Origin of the sequence: Paenibacillus sp. KS-LC4, from assembly GCF_036894955.1 — a bacterium.
In the GTDB taxonomy this organism is placed as follows: Bacteria; Bacillota; Bacilli; order Paenibacillales; family Paenibacillaceae; genus Pristimantibacillus.
In genome coordinates this window covers 3,982,263-3,999,552 of record NZ_CP145905.1, presented here as the reverse complement: position 1 = coordinate 3,999,552, position 17,290 = coordinate 3,982,263, and the positions used below count along the sequence as shown (strand labels likewise).

Sequence of the window (17,290 nt, the reverse complement as noted above, 5' to 3'; positions counted from 1 at the left end):
TTTACGGACAATGAGGTTTATTCATCTAGTAATGAAAGCCTTGCTGCTTGGCGGCATTAATAATTCGGAGGTTATTTTAGTTGTTGAAGACGAAATATAAAGTGTTGACGATCGTTGCTCTCGCTTTTTTGATGCTGATCGGTTGCTATTATTTATATAAATTTAAAGCAGCTTCTACCGATCGTTTATCTATTGATCGCGTTCAGGCCCCCTTTACAAAAGTTGAATCGGTCGAAACCGTAAAGTCGAGCTATGATTTAATAGTTGTCGGTACCGATCCAGAAGGAATAATGGCTGCTGTGTCTGGAGCCAGAAATGGGCTAAGCGTGCTGCTGCTTGAAGGCAGAGACCGCGATATTTTGGGCGGATTAATGACGCTGGGCGGGCTGAATACGCTCGATTTGAATTATTCCCCAAATCAGCCGTGGTATTATCGCTATTTGCACAAATCGAAGTTTTTGAATGAAGGGTTATTTCAGGAGTGGTTTGATCAGGTAGAAGGCAGCTCGGTCGATACACATACGGCAGCCAACGTCTTTTACAAAATGGTTAAACAGGAGCAAAACATTGATTTGCTCATGCATGTGCAGAAGATGGAGCCAATTTTGCAGCAGTCCGGTGCAAATATGCAGCTAACGGGGCTGTCGATTATTAAACCGGATGGCAAGGCCGAGAAGGTTGCAGCAAAAGTAGTCATTGATGCCTCGCAGGATGCGGATATCGCCGCCGCCGCTGGCGTGCCGTACTCCATTGGGCGTCAGGATATTGGCGAAGGCAAGGCAAAGATGGCGGCTACGCTCGTGTTCAGAATGGATAACGTGACGAACGAGGCTTGGCGGAATTTTAAAGGCCTGGAAGGCTTAGGGTTGGATAGCACGAGTATTTGGGGCTTTGGCGATGCCAGAAAATATCCGCCAAGCGATCCCCAGAAGGTGAAAATTCGCAGTCTTAATATTGGCAGGGAAAACAATCAAACGATGTTATTTAATACTATGCAAATATACGATGTTGACCCGCTTGATCCCGCCTCGGTAGCTCGTGGCATGGAGGTAGGCAAAAAAGAGTCGCCGCTTATCGTCGATTATTTAAAAAGGACATACCCACAGTTTGCCAATATGAACTATGCGGGTACTGCATCAGAGCTGTATATAAGAGAGTCAAGGCATATTTATGGCGAATACAGGCTGACGCTGGCCGATGTGCTGGAAAATCGGGATAAATGGGATGCAATCGCTTATGGCTCCTACGATGTGGATATTCAAAGCATTAACTACAGCGATGTGGGAACCATTATGCTAAGCCCGATGCAATATGGCGTTCCTTTCCGCAGCTTAGTTCCACTTAAAGTCGATGGGCTGCTTGTAGTCGGACGCTCAGCCAGCTTTGACACCATTCCTCATGGCAGCGCAAGGGTCATCCCGTTAGGCATGGCGACGGCAGAAGCTGCAGGAGCGGCGGCGAGCCTTGCCATTAGCAACGACATCACGGTCAGAGAGCTGTCCCAATCGAAGGAGCTCATCAGCAAGCTGCGCAAGAAGCTCGTTAAGCAGGGCATGGACTTGACGTATGAGAAGTTCGAACAGCCTGCTTACATGAAGCACAAGGACTATAAAGGTCTTGTGACAGCGGCCAGCATGTATATGACATCTGGAAGCTATTCAAATGAGGCATGGGACCTTGATGGCTCGATGAGCATTGGGCGCTATTTGAACAAGCTTAGAACGCTCAAAAAAGCGCATCCTGACCAGTTCTCCGGTTTTCCTGACGGTGCGCTCAAGGATATGAGGGATTTATTGACTGGCCCCTTGACATTGGAGCAGGCGGCCTATATGCTGGCACTGACGGCTGGGCTCGATACGACGAGAGAAACGGCGCTTAAGGATCTCATTTCCCGTGGCTGGATTAGCGAGGAAATCATTGGTCAAATACTCAATGTAAAAGAGCTGACAAATGGGGATACTTATATGATGTTCTACGATATTTTGAAAAACGGATTTGGCATTGTTTACGAGTGAAATTAGTGAGTTGACACTGTATTTTGTTTTGACTTATAATGGAGTTTGATAAACCGTGTTTAATGCTCTGGACGGTCTGTTTCGGAGGGAGGGAAAACTTGTGTCTGAAACTAAGGTTAAGAAAAATGAAACCATTGACTCTGCACTTCGCCGCTTTAAACGTTCTATCGCTAAAGATGGCGTGTTGGCTGAGGTTAAGAAACGCAAACATTATGAAAAGCCGAGTGTAAAGCGTAAGAAGAAGTCCGAGGCTGCTCGTAAGAGAAAGTTTTAGGAGGCTCTTAGTATAATGAACCTGAGCGAAAGATTGAACGACGATATGAAGCAGGCCATGAGGAATCAGGACAAGTTCCGGCTTACAACCATTCGTATGATGCGTGCGTCAGCTAAAAACTTGGAAATTGATTTGAAGCGTCCTTTGGACGACAGTGAAATGCTTGATATTCTAAGTCGTGAAATCAAACAACGTAAAGATTCCCTCCAAGAATTTAGCAAAGCCGGCCGTGAGGATCTGGTAACAGGTCTTAACGCAGAAATTGAAATTATTAGTCAATACCTTCCCACGCAGCTGACCGAAGAAGAGATAAAAGCGATAGTAACGCAGACCATCCATGAACTCGGTGCTTCTTCCAAAGCCGAGATGGGGAAAGTCATGGGCGCCTTGTTGCCTAAAACAAAAGGGCGCGCTGACGGTAAACTAGTAAATCAGCTCGTACAACAATTTCTGCAATAACGATATGTTCGGACGAAAACATCCCTTCCGAGGGGTGTTTTTTGCTTTTTAGACGACAGCCGTTTGCGCTTGATGCAGTCATTCATAGGTGGATGCGGATAAAAAAATGTGTGTTTTCTTATTAGAAAGATCAGCTGGCGTAAGTTGGTGTAAGCTATTTAAGCTTATTTTGCAACGTTTCAGGGTAATCCATCGTAATAACGAATATAATGGATATAAAGGAGGGGTGGAAGGTTGAATATAAAAAAATGGCGCCAAACCGCTTTCTGGGCGAAATTAGCTGTTTTTTCAGCATTGGTTGTCGCCTTAGGCAGCGGTTTGCTGGTCGGTATGCAGCCTGTAAAGGCACAGCAGCTTGCTGCGGATGAGGCTGGTGGAGCGGTCTACATTGTTCCCGTCAAACAGACGATTGAGAGCGGGCTTAAATCCTTTTTGGAGCGCGCTTACAAAGAAGCGGCCGAAGCAAAAGCGGAACGTGTCGTTCTCGTTATTAACACGTTCGGCGGAGAAGTAACCAGCGCAGAGGAGATCGGGGAGGTCATCCGCAAAAGCGCAATTCCTACAACTGCCTATATTGAAGGCAAGGCGGTGTCGGCAGGTACGTATATTGCGCTCAATGCGCAAAATATTGTAATGGAGCCGGGGAGCACAATTGGCGCAGCGGCTGTCGTTAATGGCGAAGGTGAGCTGATTGATAACCCGAAGATCATCTCCTATTGGACGAAGACGATGATGGAGGCTGCAAAGCTGAATGGACGAGATGCGAATATTGCAGCTGCCATGGTGGATACGACAGTGGCGGTCAGCTTGCCGAAAGCAGGCATAGAGAAGCCGGCAGGAGAAATATTATCCCTATCCGCCGACGAGGCGCTGGCTAGCGGCTACGCAGAGCATATAGCAGCTTCTGTAGGGGAAGCTATTACATGGCTGAAGCTTGATCAGAAGCAGCTTATTTCGTTTGAGCCATCGCTCGCGGAGAAGGTATCACGCTGGCTCGTTAATCCGTATGTGATGACTGTGCTGCTCATCCTTGGTATTGCGGGCATCGTAGTTGAGCTTCTAATGCCAGGCTTTGGTGTGCCGGGCATTCTAGGCATCATTTCTTTCAGCTTGTATTTCTTCGGTCATTATGTTGCCGGATTTGCAGGCATGGAGTCAATTGTGCTGTTCGTTATCGGCTTGGCCTTACTTATTATTGAAGTATTTGTTCCAAGCTTCGGCATTTTGGGACTGCTAGGCGGCGCAGCACTCGTTGCTGGTGTGATTACCGCAGCATCGGATCCGATGACGGCATTTATCTCGCTCGTCACAGCACTCGTTGTAGCTGTTCTTGTGATGTATTATATTTTCAGAAAATATAGACATAGAGGCATTTGGAATAAATTCATTCTTCGCGATAAGCTGACGAAGGAAGAGGGCTATGTATCCGCGGATGAGAAAGACAGCCTAATGGGACTTGAGGGAGTTACGCTTACTCCGCTAAGACCTGCCGGGACGGTACAAATTGGCGATAAGCGGATTGATGTCGTAACGTCAGGTGAGTTTATTTCAACTGGGGCATCTGTTGTCGTCATCAAAGCGGAAGGCACTTGGGTCGTTGTGAAAGAGATAATGAAAGCATAACATAAGCGCGAATCAGCGCTTAACTAAAGCAATGGAGGTATTTATAAATGGGTCTGGATCCGGTTGTATCTATATTGATTTTAGCGGTTATTGTTATTATTGCGTTGTCCGTATTCCTGAGCTTTTTTCCAATTATGCTCTGGATTTCTGCACTTGCGTCGGGTGTTCGTATCGGTATTATTACGCTCGTTGCCATGCGCTTGCGCCGAGTTGTCCCGAGCCGGATTGTTAATCCGCTCATTAAGGCTACGAAAGCCGGCCTTGGATTGAATATTAATCAGCTGGAAAGCCATTTTCTTGCAGGCGGTAACGTTGACCGCGTTGTCAATGCATTGATTGCGGCACAGCGTGCCAATATCCCGCTCGTATTTGAGCGTGCGGCAGCCATTGATCTAGCTGGACGAGATGTGCTTCAAGCGGTACAAATGAGTGTTAATCCGCGCGTCATTGAGACGCCGACGGTTGCGGCAGTAGCGAAGGACGGTATTGAGGTTAAAGTTAAAGCGCGTGTTACGGTACGTGCCAACATTGAGCGACTTGTCGGTGGTGCCGGTGAAGAGACTATTATTGCTCGTGTCGGGGAAGGTATCGTTACGACGGTTGGTTCATCAAATTCGCATAAAGACGTTCTTGAAAACCCGGACATGATTTCCCGCACCGTACTCGGCAAAGGGCTTGATGCTGGAACAGCATTCGAAATTTTGTCCATTGATATTGCAGATGTTGATGTAGGTAAAAATATTGGTGCCCATCTTCAAACCGAGCAAGCGGAGGCTGACAAACGGATTGCCCAAGCGAAAGCGGAGGAACGCCGGGCAATGGCAGTTGCACAGGAGCAGGAGATGAAGGCGCGCGTAGTAGAAATGCGGGCGAAGGTCGTAGAATCCGAATCGCAAGTACCAGTAGCTATGGCTGAAGCGCTCAAAAACGGAAAAATCGGCGTCATGGATTATTTGAATCTTAAAAACCTGGAGTCGGATACACAAATGCGTAATTCCATCGGCAAGAGCGACGCCCCAACTGAAAAAAATGACAATTAAGGATGGCAAATAAAGCACAGGCGTAGCGGCTTACCCTGGAGGTGAATCTGAACCAGTGGAACATGTATTTGAATTTATTACAAAAAATATTTATTTCGTCGTTATTGTCGGCGGCTTTCTCCTGTCGATCTTTAATCGGGTCAGTGCAAAAAAACGGAGCAATCCGCGAATGCCGGATTTTAACGGTCAAAGCGCTTCTGATCCTGCCTATCCGAAGCAAGGTACAGCTATGGAGCAGCAGTCTGGCCGCTTTGATCAAGAGGCATATCAGGAATGGGAAGACGACTCTGATTATGAGGAACGGTCAATTTCCTATCGCCAAGCAGAGGAGGAGGCTGAGCGTGAGAAGCAGCATCGCCTGTCAGAGCTCGCTAGAGCGCTTGAGCGCTCGCAGCAGCAGCAAGCCGCTGTAACTGTGTCACAGCAGCGTGAAGCGGCCGCAAGGCGCAGCAGCCAGGCTAGCAGCGACGCTGAGGCTGTTCCTGACACGCGTTTAGCGCCTTTGAGCGCTGATGAGCTCCGCAAGGCGGTTATCTGGTCAGAAATATTGGGCCCGCCGAAATCGAAGCGGCCTTATGGCAAGGTCAGATAATAGTAGCTTTTCTTTTAAATAGCGCAGCTTTCAGAAATCCACTGCGGATGACTGAAGGCTGCGCTATTTTTCATAAAATCAGCACCCCGCGCATAGCTTGATATAGTACGATAATGGCCTTGTGTCATATTTAACGTCTGGCGAGCGTGATAAGGGGGACGATCCTTTACCTATGAACCGTTTAAAACGCAAACTTCGCAAAATGACAGCGGATATTCTGGATTTGCCCCAGGATGTCGTCTATGATCTTCCACGGCTGACGATGATCGGCGATCGCCAGTTATATATTGAGAACCATCGCGGCGTTATCCATTTTTCTAGCGAGCAGCTTAGGCTTGCACTCAGCAAGGGCGAGCTTGAGGTGACGGGAAGCTCGCTCGTCATTCGAACGATTTGGACGGAAGAGGTTTTTATTGAAGGTCAAATTACAGGCATAGCCTTGCGGGAGTAGGAGGGGAGCGGCATGAAGCTGAAATGGTCGGACTGGGTACTCGGCGTCGTTACGGTTAATATCAGGGGCGGACAACCTGAGCGGCTTGTGAATCGTGCTCTCGAAGGGGGGCTTGCGCTTGCGTCCATCGGTTGGACGGGCGATGGCAAGCTGCAGTTTGATGTGTCTGTGAGCGATTATTTTCGCTTAAAGCCTTTTTTAAAGGAGACAGGCTGCAGGGCGCATGTCGTTAAGCGGCAAGGCATGCCGTTTTGGCTGGTTAGGCTGGAAAAAAGGAAATTTTTCATCGCAGGCATTGCTTTGTTTTTCATAGGCATCTACCTGCTTTCCTCGCTTGTATGGTCGGTTGAGGTTAAGGGGAACTTGAAATTAACCGAGGAGGAAATTATAGAGGCGGCAAGGCAGGAGGGGATTTTCCCGCTCCAATGGTCGTTCCGTTTGCAGGATATGGACATTATTTCCAAAAGACTCGTCAACAAGCTGCCAAAAGCAACGTGGATTGGGGTCGAGAAGAAAGGAACGAGAATCCTCATCCAAGTGGCGGAAACGACAGAACCGGAGCATCGAGAATTGGAAAATCCCCGCCACCTCATTGCGTCAGCCGATGCGGTCATTACGGAAATATATACGGAACGCGGTCGTGCTGTCGTAAAGAAAAATGCGAAGGTCAAAAAAGGACAAACGTTGATTTCAGGCACGCTGGGCGGAGGCGCTTATACGCAAACGGTTGTGGCAAAGGGCTCGGTACGCGGGCTAGTCTGGTATGAATTTAATATTGCTTCACCGATGTCGCAGCAGGTTAAAGTATATACAGGGGAAAAAAAGCAGAAGTGGTACATCGTCATTGCAGGCAGAGCGCTGCAGGTGAGCGGCTACGGCAAAAATCCGTACGAGCAGTCGGAGACGATCGTGGAGGAGGATCAGGCAAACATTAAAAGCATCGTTCTGCCCTTCGGCCGGATGAAGCAGACGGTAAGGGAAGTACATATGGAAGAGCTGAAACTATCAGCGGATGAAGCGCGTGCGGGCGGAATTTTGCAGGCGAAAGCGAATGTAATGACGAAAGCGGGCAGCGATGCGGTCATCCGGGATGAAATTGTTTTGCATGAAAAGACGGAGAATGGTAAAGTTTATATGAAAGTTCTTTTTGAAGTAGAGCAATCCATTGTGAAAGAGATGCCCCTAGTCCAGATGCAAGGAGATTGAGGTTGTTTGCAAAATGAAACAATAGTCGTCAGAATTCCGCTGGAAAACGCGGGAGAAGGATTAGCGGTATTTGGTCCACAGGACAAGTTCCTGAGACTGGTAGAGGCGCAGTGCGAGTCCTCCATTACATCTCGTGAGGCAGAAATCGTCATTTCCGGTGCTGTGCAGGAGGTACGCTCGCTTGAGCAGCTGTTCAGCGTCATGCTGCAGCTGGTAAGAGGCGGCTACATGCCTTCAGAGCGGGACATGATGTATGCGCTTGATTTGGCCCGTACAATGCAGGCAGAAGAGCTTCTTGATTTATTCAAGGCTGAAATTACAACGACGTTTCGCGGCAAGCCCATCCGGGTTAAGACAATCGGCCAGCGCCATTATGTAAAGACCATTCACAAGCATGATGTCGTATTCGGGATTGGTCCAGCCGGCACAGGAAAAACCTACCTGGCTGTCGTGCTCGCTGTAGCCGCCTTAAAGCAGGGCTTGGTGAAGCGAATTATTCTGACAAGGCCAGCTGTCGAGGCAGGGGAAAATCTCGGCTTTCTGCCAGGCGATTTACAGGAGAAGGTCGATCCTTACTTGCGTCCGCTTTATGATGCCCTGCATGATGTGCTGGGACCTGAGCAGACGGTAAAGGCTTTTGAGCGCGGCACGATTGAGGTTGCCCCTCTTGCTTACATGCGAGGACGGACCCTTGATGATTCCTTTATTATTTTGGATGAAGCCCAGAACACGACGCCGGAGCAAATGAAGATGTTTTTGACACGGCTAGGCTTCGGCTCCAAGATGGTTATTACCGGCGACGTGACACAAATTGATTTGCCAAGAGGGAAAAACTCAGGTTTAATAGAGGCACAGCGAATTTTGCAAAATATAGACGAACTTGGCTTTATCTTTTTTTCCGAGCAGGATGTTGTCCGTCACTCCTTAGTGCAGAAAATCATTGTCGCCTACAATCAGGACGCTGAGAACAAAGCATAGAGAGGAATGTCCGCTCCATGAACCAGAACCAGAATCATTCCGGTAAACAGGGGAACCTGCAGAGCACCAAGGCTGCGGGGTGGAAACAGAGCGTAGCTGTCCGCTTCGTGCTCATGTTATTATTTGTGTTGCTGTTTTATTTCAGTCTCGCTCCGCATCTCGTTCCGGAAACCTATGATATTCATGAGGGCGTTGCCAGCGAGAAGGATATCGTTGCTCCCCACCAAATACCGGACAGCAAGGCGACGCTTCAGGCGCAGGAGGAAGCAGCGAACCGCGTAGATGCAATCTACTCGAACGTTGCGCTGCGCAGCGAGCTGCTGTTAAACGAGATATTTTCGCGCATGGAGCAGTTGAATCAGGACGATCAGGTTACGACGCAAAATAAAATCGATATATACCGCAATGAAATTCCCGGCCGGTATCCCGATTTTGTCGATAATTTCGTCAAGGTGAATAAAGGCAATGGCACTTATAGCGATACGCTGCTTGATGAGATGGCGGTCGTAATTAAAGAACAGGAATATGCGATTCCAGAGGAAACGTTTTATAAAATGCCGCGGATGTCGCTAGACTCAATCACGGAAATGCGCCAGGTAGCGCAGGAGATTGTGCGCAAGCTAATGAGCGAGCAGCTCCGCAGCGCTGATGCTGCGCGTACCCGTGTGGCGGAGCTGGTTAACGCAAGCTCCCTCTCCGATCGGACTAGCCGTGAAATCGTGCAAGAGCTGGCACGTTTCTCGATTATGCCGAACCGTTTTCTGGATAAGGATGCAACGGATGAAGCGAAAATTCAGGCGAAGAAAAACACGCCTCAGGTTGTCATCAAGGAAGGCGACGTTCTCGTCAAGCGCGGTCAAGTCATTACGCCTGAAATGTATGAGCTGCTGAAGGATTCGGCGCTTCTCCAGGATAAACGCAATTATTGGCCGCAGCTTGGCTTGCTTATTTTGTCGATTTTGTTCATCGCGGCAATGTATGGCTATTTGCATCAGTCGGGCGGGATTTCTGGGCTCAAGCCCAAATATAATAATGCTCAAATTTTAATGCTGTGGCTCATTTATTTGATCAATATCGTTGTGATGATCATTATTTCATTGATTCAGACGGATGAGATTCCGTACGTTGGCTTCCTCGCTCCGGCGGCGCTGGGAACGATGCTGATAACGCTGCTGCTGGATATGCATTTGGCGTTGATCAGCTCGATTCTGTTTGCGATTATCGGCAGTATTGTGCTGAACTCGGGTACGGGTCAAAATCAAATTTTTGATTTTCAATACGGCTTTGTTATTATCGTTGTATCCGTCGCAGCTATCTTCTCGATTCATCGAGCAAGCCAGCGGTCGACGATATTAAAGGCAGGCATTATGGTCAGCCTGTTTGGCACGTTTTCCGTGCTAATGCTTATGCTGCTGACGGAGCGGCTGGATCAGGGGCCTCTTGTGTATTCGCTTTGCTTTGCTTTTGCGAGCGGCTTGCTTACAGCTGTGCTTGTTATTGGCCTTATGCCGTTTTTTGAAGTGACATTTGGCATTTTGTCGGCGCTCAAGCTTGTCGAGCTGTCTAACCCGAACCATCCGCTGCTGCGCAAGCTGCTAACGGAGACACCGGGAACGTATCATCACAGCGTCATGGTCGGCAATTTGTCGGAGGCTGCGGCTGAGTCCATCGGGGCGGACGGGCTGCTTTGCCGTGTAGGCTCGTTCTACCATGACATAGGGAAGACGAAGCGGCCGAATTATTTTATTGAAAATCAGACTAACATGGAAAATCCGCATGATTCAATTGATCCAAAGCTCAGCCGGTCGATCATTTGCGCCCATGCGCGGGACGGCGTCGATATGCTAAAGGCGCACAATATTCCAAAGCCTATTCGTGATATTGCCGAGCAGCATCATGGCACGACTTCGCTGAAATTCTTTTATTACAAGGCGCTTAAGCAGGCTGAGGAGCAGGGGGAGGAGCCTTCATTTACGGAGGATGACTTCCGCTATCCCGGCCCGAAAGCGCAGTCGAAGGAAGCTGCCGTGGTCGGCATTGCCGATTGCGTGGAAGCGGCTGTCCGCAGCCTGCGCAGCCCTACGGTTGAGCAAGTAGAAGCGATGATCAACAAAATCATCAAAAGCAGACTGGACGACAATCAATACAATGAATGCGATTTGACGCTCAAGGAGCTGGACAAAATCGCACAGTCGCTCAAGGAAAGCGTCATTGGGATTTTTCATTCCCGTATTGAGTACCCTGAGGATGTTAAGTCAAAGGAGCGTTTAGCATGAGTTTGCAGCTGGATTATAGCAATGAGCAGAATAAGGTCGAAATTCCCGAGGCCTGGATCGGCCGTTTGGAGCAGCTGCTTCAGCTGGCTGGTGAAGCGGAGGGGATGACAACGGGCGAAGTGACGCTGACTTTCACCGATAATGAGCAAATTCATCAGTTGAATCGCGATTACCGCAATATAGATCGTCCTACTGATGTTCTGTCATTTGCAATGCAGGATGACGGCACGGATGAACTGGACATCATTTTTGAAGTGGAAAGCGAAGATGAGATCGATCCTATATCGGGCATGCTTGGCGACATCATTATCTCCGTGGAGAAGGCAGTTGAGCAAAGCGAGGAGTATGGTCACTCGCTGGAGCGTGAAATCGGCTTCCTATTCGTGCACGGCTTTCTGCATTTAATCGGTTATGATCACGAGACGGAAAGCGATGAGGCCGTGATGACGAGCAAGCAGGAAGCGGTGCTTTCGAAGGCAGGCTTGTCGCGTTAATGAAAAAATTCATGCGCAGTTTAGGATTTGCGTGGGCGGGTATAGCATTTGGTGTGCAAAATGAGCGCCATATGCGCATTCATGTGCTGGTCGCTGCTTCCGTCATTCTGCTCGGTGCTTTTCTATCGCTTTCAGGTATGGAATGGGCACTGCTGCTGCTCACGATGGCACTCGTTATCGTAGCAGAAATGATCAATACTGCGGTGGAAAAGGTTGTGGATCTTGCAAGCCCGGAGCGCCATGCGCTCGCTAAGACGGCAAAGGATGTTGCTGCTGGCGCTGTACTGCTGGCAGCATGCTTTGCCGTCTTCATTGGTTTTATTATTCTTGGCCCGCCATTGTGGCAAGTAATAACGGCGGGAAGTCAGTAATTTTAAGGGAGCTACTAATAAATGACAGTTACTTATGAAGGTTTACAGGAGAATTATGCTGCGCTGCTTAATCAGGCAGGCGAGGCGATGACGCGGGCATATACCCCATATTCCAAATTTAATGTTGGCGCTGCCCTGCTGGATAACGACGGGCATGTCCACTTTGGCTGCAATGTTGAAAATGCCGCTTATGGTCCTGGCAACTGCGCGGAGCGCACAGCTATGTTTCGGGCCATTGCCGATGGCAAGCAGCCAGGTCAATTTCAGGCAATAGCGGTTATTGGAAATACGGAAGAACCTATAACGCCATGTGGAATTTGCCGCCAGGTGCTCGTTGAGTTGCTTTACCCGGATACGCCAGTCATTATGGGCAATCTGCGAGGAAACTGGTCAATTTCGACCGTCTCGGACTTGCTGCCTGGAGCATTTACACCAATGGTATTGAAAAAGGGGCAAAAGGAAGCCTAATGAGTACACCTACAACTGACAACCGTACAAACGGCAAATTTCGTTCCGGCTTTGTAGCCATCATCGGCCGACCTAATGTGGGCAAGTCTACGCTGATGAATCATCTAATTGGGCAAAAAATTGCCATTATGTCGGACAAGCCCCAAACGACGCGCAACAAAATCCATGGCGTATATACGAAAGACAATACGCAAATCGTATTTCTGGACACGCCTGGCATACACAAGCCGCAGTCCAAGCTTGGCGACTACATGATGAAAACCGCGCAAAGCGCGCTTCAGGAGGTCGAAGCGGCTCTTTTCCTCGTTGATGTAGCTGATGGCATTGGCGGAGGCGACCGCTTTATTATCGAGCAATTAAAAAAGGTTAAAACACCGATTTTTCTCGTGCTGAACAAAATCGACAAAATCGAGCCGGAGCAGCTGCTGCCGATTATTACGCAATATAAAGATCTGCATGATTTTGCGGAGATCATTCCAATCTCGGCTTTGCAAGGCAATAATGTGGCGACGCTGATGGATCAACTGGTTCGCTATTTGCCAGAAGGCCCGCAATATTATCCTGCCGATCAAATTACAGATCACCCGGAGCAATTCGTTGTAACGGAGCTAGTGCGTGAGAAAATTTTGCATATGACGCGTGAGGAAATTCCACATTCCATTGCGGTTGCGATTGAGGACATGAAGGTGCAGGAGAATGGCGTAGTGTATATTGGCTGTGTCATCTATGTGGAGCGCGACTCCCAGAAGGGCATTATTATCGGCAAGAAGGGTGCCTTGCTCAAGGAAGTTGGCAAGCAGGCCCGCCGTGATATTGAAGCGCTGCTTGGGTCCCGTACGTTCCTTGAGCTGTGGGTTAAGGTTAAGAAGGATTGGCGGAATCAGGAAAGAGTGCTGAAGGATTTAGGCTTTAAACACGAATAGCGGGCCGCTTCTAAATTTGACGTAAATTGCTAAGGATAACATTCATTCGATCAACGTAATCTAATACCGTCTTGAGCAGCATTTCCGAGGCGGAAAGGGTTGATACGATTGCGGAATTTTTCGTGGAAGTATTTTACATTGACCGGTGATGTGGAGTCCTATATGCTCTACAAGGAAATGGATCAGCTTGGAGAAGCGGATCATCCTAACGCTTTGCTCGGTGATGACCAGCAATGGGCATCCGAGCTAGAAGAAGCTTCTCCTTAGTTCAGCGGGCTCACAGCCTTCTGGCTCTTAAGCAGGTCATGGGGGAGTTTCATTATGCTGTATCGAGTGGAAGGCATCGTTATTCGCAGCATGGATTACGGGGAAAATAATAAAATCATTAATGTGCTGACGAATACGAATGGCAAGGTAGGAATATTAATACGCGGCGCGAAGAAGGCTCGGAGCAGGCACGCTTCTCTCGCGCAGCCCTTTACATATGCGGAGTTCACTTTTTTTCGCACAAGCGGACTGGGTACGTTGAATCATGGCGAGATTTTAGCCTCCAACCATCTGCTTCGCGAACAGCTGGAGCTGACTGCTTATGCTTCCTATGCGGCAGAATTAACGGATAGGGCGATGCAGGAGGAGGATACCAGCTCTTTTCTATTCGAGCAGCTGAAAGCTTATTTAAGCGGCTTGTCAGAAGGGAAGGACCCGCAAATTGTATCTCATCTTTACGAAATGAGAGTACTGGATATGTCGGGCTATGCACCTGTACTAGATCATTGTGTAGAATGCGGCGGGGAGAATACTCCCTTCCGTATTAGTGCGGCCGCAGGCGGTGTATTATGCCGTCGCTGTGGTCACAAAGACCCTCAAGGCATCGTATTGTCTGAAGCAGCGTATAAGCTGCTGCGGTTGTTTGTCCGAATGGATTTGCGCAGGCTGGGTTCCATACAAGTCAAGCCGGAAACAAAGCAGGAGCTCAAGAAGGTAATGCGTATGCTCATGGATTTGCATATTGGCATTCCTCTGAAGTCGCGCGGCTTTCTGGATCAGCTTGATAAATATAGCTTATAACAAATAACGTTCGGTCTTAGGGCCGAGCGTTTATTCGTAGGGGGAATTATTCATGTCTGCGAGTCAAAGTAGACTTGGCTTCGTCGTGGCAGGATTATTGCTGGCTATCTTCGTTGCATCAATTGATAATACGATTGTTTCAACGGCTATGGCAACGATTGTGAGCGATTTAGGCGGTATGGACAAATTTGTATGGGTCACCTCCGCCTATTTGGTAACGGAGATGGCGGGAATGCCTATTTTCGGCAAGCTGTCCGATATGTACGGCAGAAAACGATTTTTCGTATTAGGCATTTTCTTATTTTTACTCGGCTCGGTACTTTGCGGAACCGCAGAGTCCATTACACAGCTCAGCATTTACCGGGCTATTCAAGGTATCGGTGGCGGCGCCATGCTGCCGATTGCCTTCACGATTGTATTTGACGTGTTTCCGGCTGAAAAACGGGGCAAAATGGGCGGCTTGTTTGGAGCCGTATTTGGCACCTCAAGCTTATTCGGCCCGTTGGTTGGCGCCTATTTTACCGACTACATCAACTGGCGCTGGATTTTTTATATTAATATTCCGTTTGGTATTGTAGCTTTGCTATTTATTTTATTGTTTTACAAGGAATCAATGGAGCACTCCAAGCAGAAAATTGATTGGTGGGGAGCCGCAACACTTGTAGGCTCGATTGTCAGCTTAATGTTTGCTCTGGAGCTCGGCGGCAATGAATATGCTTGGGATTCGACCCAAATTTTAGGGCTGTTCGCCACTTTCGCAATTTTGTTTATCCTATTTATTTTTGTGGAGCGCAAGGCGGCTGAGCCGATTATTTCGTTCAAGATGTTCCGTGTGCGCCTGTATGGCGCAAGCACGGGAGCGGCTCTATTTTATGGCGCAGCCTTTATTACAGCAGCTTTGTACATTCCGATTTTTGTGCAGGGAGTGTATGGAGGCACAGCTACTAGCTCGGGCCTAATGCTGCTGCCGATGACATTAGGCTCGGTATTTGCAGCGCAAATGGGCGGTGTTCTCGCTAATAAAATGCCATATCGCAATGTTATGGTGCTGTCCGCCATTATTTTTATTGCAGGCATTGTACTTCTCTCAACGATCAGTCCAGAAACGACTAAATGGACGCTCGCCTTCTTCATGTTCATTACCGGCTTTGGGATTGGCTTCTCGTTCTCGGTGCTCGGAATGTCTACCATTCACAGCTTCGATATGAGGCAGCGTGGCTCAGCGAATGCCACGATGTCCTTTATCCGTTCGTTCGGGATGACTGTAGGCATTACCGTGTTTGGGATTATTCAGCGCAACAGCTTTACGAATGGCATGACCGACGCTTTTTCAGGCGGCAGTGGCGGAGCGGCGCTTCCTACTGAAAATGTGCGGCAAATTTTAACCCCTGAAAAAAGGGAGTCTATTCCAGTCGAAATCATGGACAAAATCATTGGCGCGCTGTCTCATTCGATTTCCACAACGTTTATGTGGTCGATTGTGCCGGCTATGCTTGCGCTTGCTTGTGTACTGCTGATGGGTAATGCCTCGATGAAGGAACTGATTGAGAGGGAACGAATGCAGGCAGGCAAAATGGCTAAGGGGAAATAAGGAATGGCGAGGATAGGGAGCGGGCCGTGAGCCTGCTCTCTTTTTTGCTATAAAAGGGGTTGCCTCAAAAAAGCACCAGTTGTCTGGAAAAAGTCTGGCTAATGTTTAGCCAATTCCATCGTATTTATTTTATCAGCATACATAAAAAGAAAATACTATCCAAAATTTGCAAAAGGATGTATAATCAATTCCATCTTGTAAGCGCTTACCATTAAATGACTTGCTTGCAGGATAGAAAGGAGGATTCGATAGTTCAGCAGCACCGCTTCACCAAAACCCAAGAGGAGGTAAGGCAATGCTTTTGAAAAAATGGTCTATGGTTTTACTTAGTACGTTAATGGTGAGTGCTTGTTTAGTATCAGCGCCAGTTTCCGATTTTGGCGTAACTCGAGCAGAGGCGGCTTCAACAGGCGGATATGCTACGACAGACGGCTCTACAGCTGCAGCGGTTACGGTCACCAACCTATCCGAGCTGCAAGCGGCCTTCAACAGCGGGAAGCATCATATTATTGTTAAGGGCAACATATACGGCGGTCCCCAATTAACGACGCTGACCTTCGCAAGCACTAGTTGGAACAATGTGACGATTGAAGGGGCAGCGGGTGGACAAGCGGTGCTGCAAAATATTCAGCTTAAGTTCAGCGGAGAGCTGCTTGCAGCAGGAACGAATATTGAAAATATCGTCATTAAGAATATTACCTTTTACGGCAACATTAAAGATTTACAAAATCTTTCGGGCGCAGCAACGCAGCCAGGCGGCAGCGGCACTAACTATTTGGGCGTATCCTTCCGTCGAGTAACCAATGCGATCGTTGATCACTGCACCTTCTACAACATCAGTGATGATTTACTGCTCGTTTCGCTAAAGTCGGATAATGTAACGCTTTCTTACAACCATTTTTACTTCACAGACAGCTGGGTGAATATGAATCCAAACCCATTATGGAATTGGGTGGGTGTTAATCAGGATCTCGCCTCCGAGCGTCTCGCTCTCATTATTGGCTCCAACGCCAGCGATTCATACACCTATGGCGGCGGCAAGCTGCATGTCACGATGCATCATAACTGGTTTGGCCCGAACATGAAAGGCCGTCCGCTGATGAGAGGCTTTGTTCACCTGTACAACAATTATTTTGATAACAGCACAACGCCGAGCGGAAACAATTCAGCCGGATTTAACCAGCAGCAATACAACGCTAACCAGATCGGCAGCGGCAGCGTCATTTTTTCCGAGCGCAATTATTTCTACAAAACGAATCAAAGCAACCAGATTGGACTAGACAGTTCATCACATAGCTATTCGTTCTATGAGCGCAATAATGTTTACAACCAGACTACTGGAACATCTGCTACTGGAGCTGCATTCCCAGCATCGCTGCCGTTCCCATACAGCTATACGCTAGATGCGGTTCAGAATGTTCCTAATATCGTGCAAGCGAATGCGGGACCTCATTAATCTGA

General features: G+C 48.3%; 18 protein-coding genes. All 18 read left to right on the top strand.

Annotation, left to right across the window (positions count from 1 at the left end):
* Positions 1-80 precede the first annotated feature (80 nt).
* Positions 81-2,015 (top strand): FAD-dependent oxidoreductase, encoded by a 1,935-nt coding sequence (locus tag V5J77_RS16805; protein WP_338551971.1) that lies wholly within the window; start codon positions 81-83, stop codon positions 2,013-2,015.
* 100 nt (positions 2,016-2,115) lie between these two features.
* Positions 2,116-2,289, top strand: coding sequence for a 30S ribosomal protein S21 (gene rpsU, locus V5J77_RS16800; RefSeq protein ID WP_046230300.1), 174 nt, complete (start codon positions 2,116-2,118; stop codon positions 2,287-2,289).
* 15 nt (positions 2,290-2,304) lie between these two features.
* Positions 2,305-2,748 carry a GatB/YqeY domain-containing protein gene (locus V5J77_RS16795; protein ID WP_046229920.1) on the top strand — a complete coding sequence of 148 codons (444 nt, stop codon included), beginning with the start codon at positions 2,305-2,307 and terminating at the stop codon, positions 2,746-2,748.
* A 234-nt stretch (positions 2,749-2,982) separates the two neighbouring features.
* Positions 2,983-4,371 carry a nodulation protein NfeD gene (locus V5J77_RS16790; protein ID WP_338551970.1) on the top strand — a complete coding sequence of 463 codons (1,389 nt, stop codon included), beginning with the start codon at positions 2,983-2,985 and terminating at the stop codon, positions 4,369-4,371.
* A 47-nt stretch (positions 4,372-4,418) separates the two neighbouring features.
* Positions 4,419-5,411, top strand: a complete 993-nt coding sequence (floA, locus tag V5J77_RS16785; protein ID WP_338551969.1) for a flotillin-like protein FloA — start codon at positions 4,419-4,421, stop codon at positions 5,409-5,411.
* Positions 5,412-5,466: 55 nt separating this feature from the next.
* The gene (locus tag V5J77_RS16780) at positions 5,467-6,003 is read left to right on the top strand and encodes a hypothetical protein (protein WP_338551968.1); all 537 of its coding nucleotides are present in this window, start codon (positions 5,467-5,469) and stop codon (positions 6,001-6,003) included.
* 172 nt (positions 6,004-6,175) lie between these two features.
* The gene (gene yqfC / locus V5J77_RS16775; RefSeq protein ID WP_046229917.1) at positions 6,176-6,454 is read left to right on the top strand and encodes a sporulation protein YqfC; all 279 of its coding nucleotides are present in this window, start codon (positions 6,176-6,178) and stop codon (positions 6,452-6,454) included.
* Between the two features lie 12 nt (positions 6,455-6,466).
* On the top strand, positions 6,467-7,660 hold the full coding sequence (yqfD, locus tag V5J77_RS16770; protein WP_338551967.1) for a sporulation protein YqfD: 1,194 nt from the start codon (positions 6,467-6,469) through the stop codon (positions 7,658-7,660).
* Positions 7,661-7,666: 6 nt separating this feature from the next.
* The gene (locus V5J77_RS16765) at positions 7,667-8,638 is read left to right on the top strand and encodes a PhoH family protein (RefSeq protein WP_338551966.1); all 972 of its coding nucleotides are present in this window, start codon (positions 7,667-7,669) and stop codon (positions 8,636-8,638) included.
* 17 nt (positions 8,639-8,655) lie between these two features.
* Complete coding sequence (locus V5J77_RS16760) at positions 8,656-10,914, top strand: HDIG domain-containing metalloprotein (protein WP_338551965.1); 2,259 nt, start codon at positions 8,656-8,658, stop codon at positions 10,912-10,914.
* Positions 10,911-11,408, top strand: a complete 498-nt coding sequence (ybeY, locus tag V5J77_RS16755; protein WP_338551964.1) for an rRNA maturation RNase YbeY — start codon at positions 10,911-10,913, stop codon at positions 11,406-11,408. Before V5J77_RS16760 ends, ybeY begins: the two co-directional genes overlap by 4 nt.
* Positions 11,408-11,779, top strand: coding sequence for a diacylglycerol kinase family protein (locus V5J77_RS16750; RefSeq protein WP_338551963.1), 372 nt, complete (start codon positions 11,408-11,410; stop codon positions 11,777-11,779). The genes ybeY and V5J77_RS16750 overlap by 1 nt, the downstream gene beginning before the upstream one ends.
* Before the next feature lie 21 nt (positions 11,780-11,800).
* Entirely contained in the window at positions 11,801-12,247 is a 447-nt protein-coding gene (cdd, locus tag V5J77_RS16745; protein ID WP_338551962.1) for a cytidine deaminase, read from the top strand.
* On the top strand, positions 12,247-13,170 hold the full coding sequence (gene era, locus V5J77_RS16740; protein WP_338551961.1) for a GTPase Era: 924 nt from the start codon (positions 12,247-12,249) through the stop codon (positions 13,168-13,170). The genes cdd and era overlap by 1 nt, the downstream gene beginning before the upstream one ends.
* A 108-nt stretch (positions 13,171-13,278) precedes the next feature.
* Positions 13,279-13,437, top strand: a complete 159-nt coding sequence (locus V5J77_RS16735; protein ID WP_338556873.1) for a YqzL family protein — start codon at positions 13,279-13,281, stop codon at positions 13,435-13,437.
* A gap of 54 nt (positions 13,438-13,491) precedes the next feature.
* Entirely contained in the window at positions 13,492-14,238 is a 747-nt protein-coding gene (gene recO / locus V5J77_RS16730; RefSeq protein WP_338551960.1) for a DNA repair protein RecO, read from the top strand.
* A 52-nt stretch (positions 14,239-14,290) separates the two neighbouring features.
* Positions 14,291-15,829 carry an MDR family MFS transporter gene (locus V5J77_RS16725; protein ID WP_338551959.1) on the top strand — a complete coding sequence of 513 codons (1,539 nt, stop codon included), beginning with the start codon at positions 14,291-14,293 and terminating at the stop codon, positions 15,827-15,829.
* Positions 15,830-16,124: 295 nt separating this feature from the next.
* On the top strand, positions 16,125-17,285 hold the full coding sequence (locus V5J77_RS16720; protein WP_338551958.1) for a hypothetical protein: 1,161 nt from the start codon (positions 16,125-16,127) through the stop codon (positions 17,283-17,285).
* Positions 17,286-17,290 lie beyond the last annotated feature (5 nt).

Coding starts and splice junctions, on each gene's coding strand:
- V5J77_RS16720 (WP_338551958.1), top strand. CDS start 16,125: ATGCTTTTGAAAAAATGGTCTATGGTTTTACTTAGTACGTTAATGGTG.
- V5J77_RS16760 (WP_338551965.1), top strand. CDS start 8,656: ATGAACCAGAACCAGAATCATTCCGGTAAACAGGGGAACCTGCAGAGC.
- V5J77_RS16795 (WP_046229920.1), top strand. CDS start 2,305: ATGAACCTGAGCGAAAGATTGAACGACGATATGAAGCAGGCCATGAGG.
- V5J77_RS16750 (WP_338551963.1), top strand. CDS start 11,408: ATGAAAAAATTCATGCGCAGTTTAGGATTTGCGTGGGCGGGTATAGCA.
- ybeY (WP_338551964.1), top strand. CDS start 10,911: ATGAGTTTGCAGCTGGATTATAGCAATGAGCAGAATAAGGTCGAAATT.
- yqfC (WP_046229917.1), top strand. CDS start 6,176: ATGAACCGTTTAAAACGCAAACTTCGCAAAATGACAGCGGATATTCTG.
- V5J77_RS16725 (WP_338551959.1), top strand. CDS start 14,291: ATGTCTGCGAGTCAAAGTAGACTTGGCTTCGTCGTGGCAGGATTATTG.
- recO (WP_338551960.1), top strand. CDS start 13,492: ATGCTGTATCGAGTGGAAGGCATCGTTATTCGCAGCATGGATTACGGG.
- yqfD (WP_338551967.1), top strand. CDS start 6,467: ATGAAGCTGAAATGGTCGGACTGGGTACTCGGCGTCGTTACGGTTAAT.
- floA (WP_338551969.1), top strand. CDS start 4,419: ATGGGTCTGGATCCGGTTGTATCTATATTGATTTTAGCGGTTATTGTT.
- era (WP_338551961.1), top strand. CDS start 12,247: ATGAGTACACCTACAACTGACAACCGTACAAACGGCAAATTTCGTTCC.
- cdd (WP_338551962.1), top strand. CDS start 11,801: ATGACAGTTACTTATGAAGGTTTACAGGAGAATTATGCTGCGCTGCTT.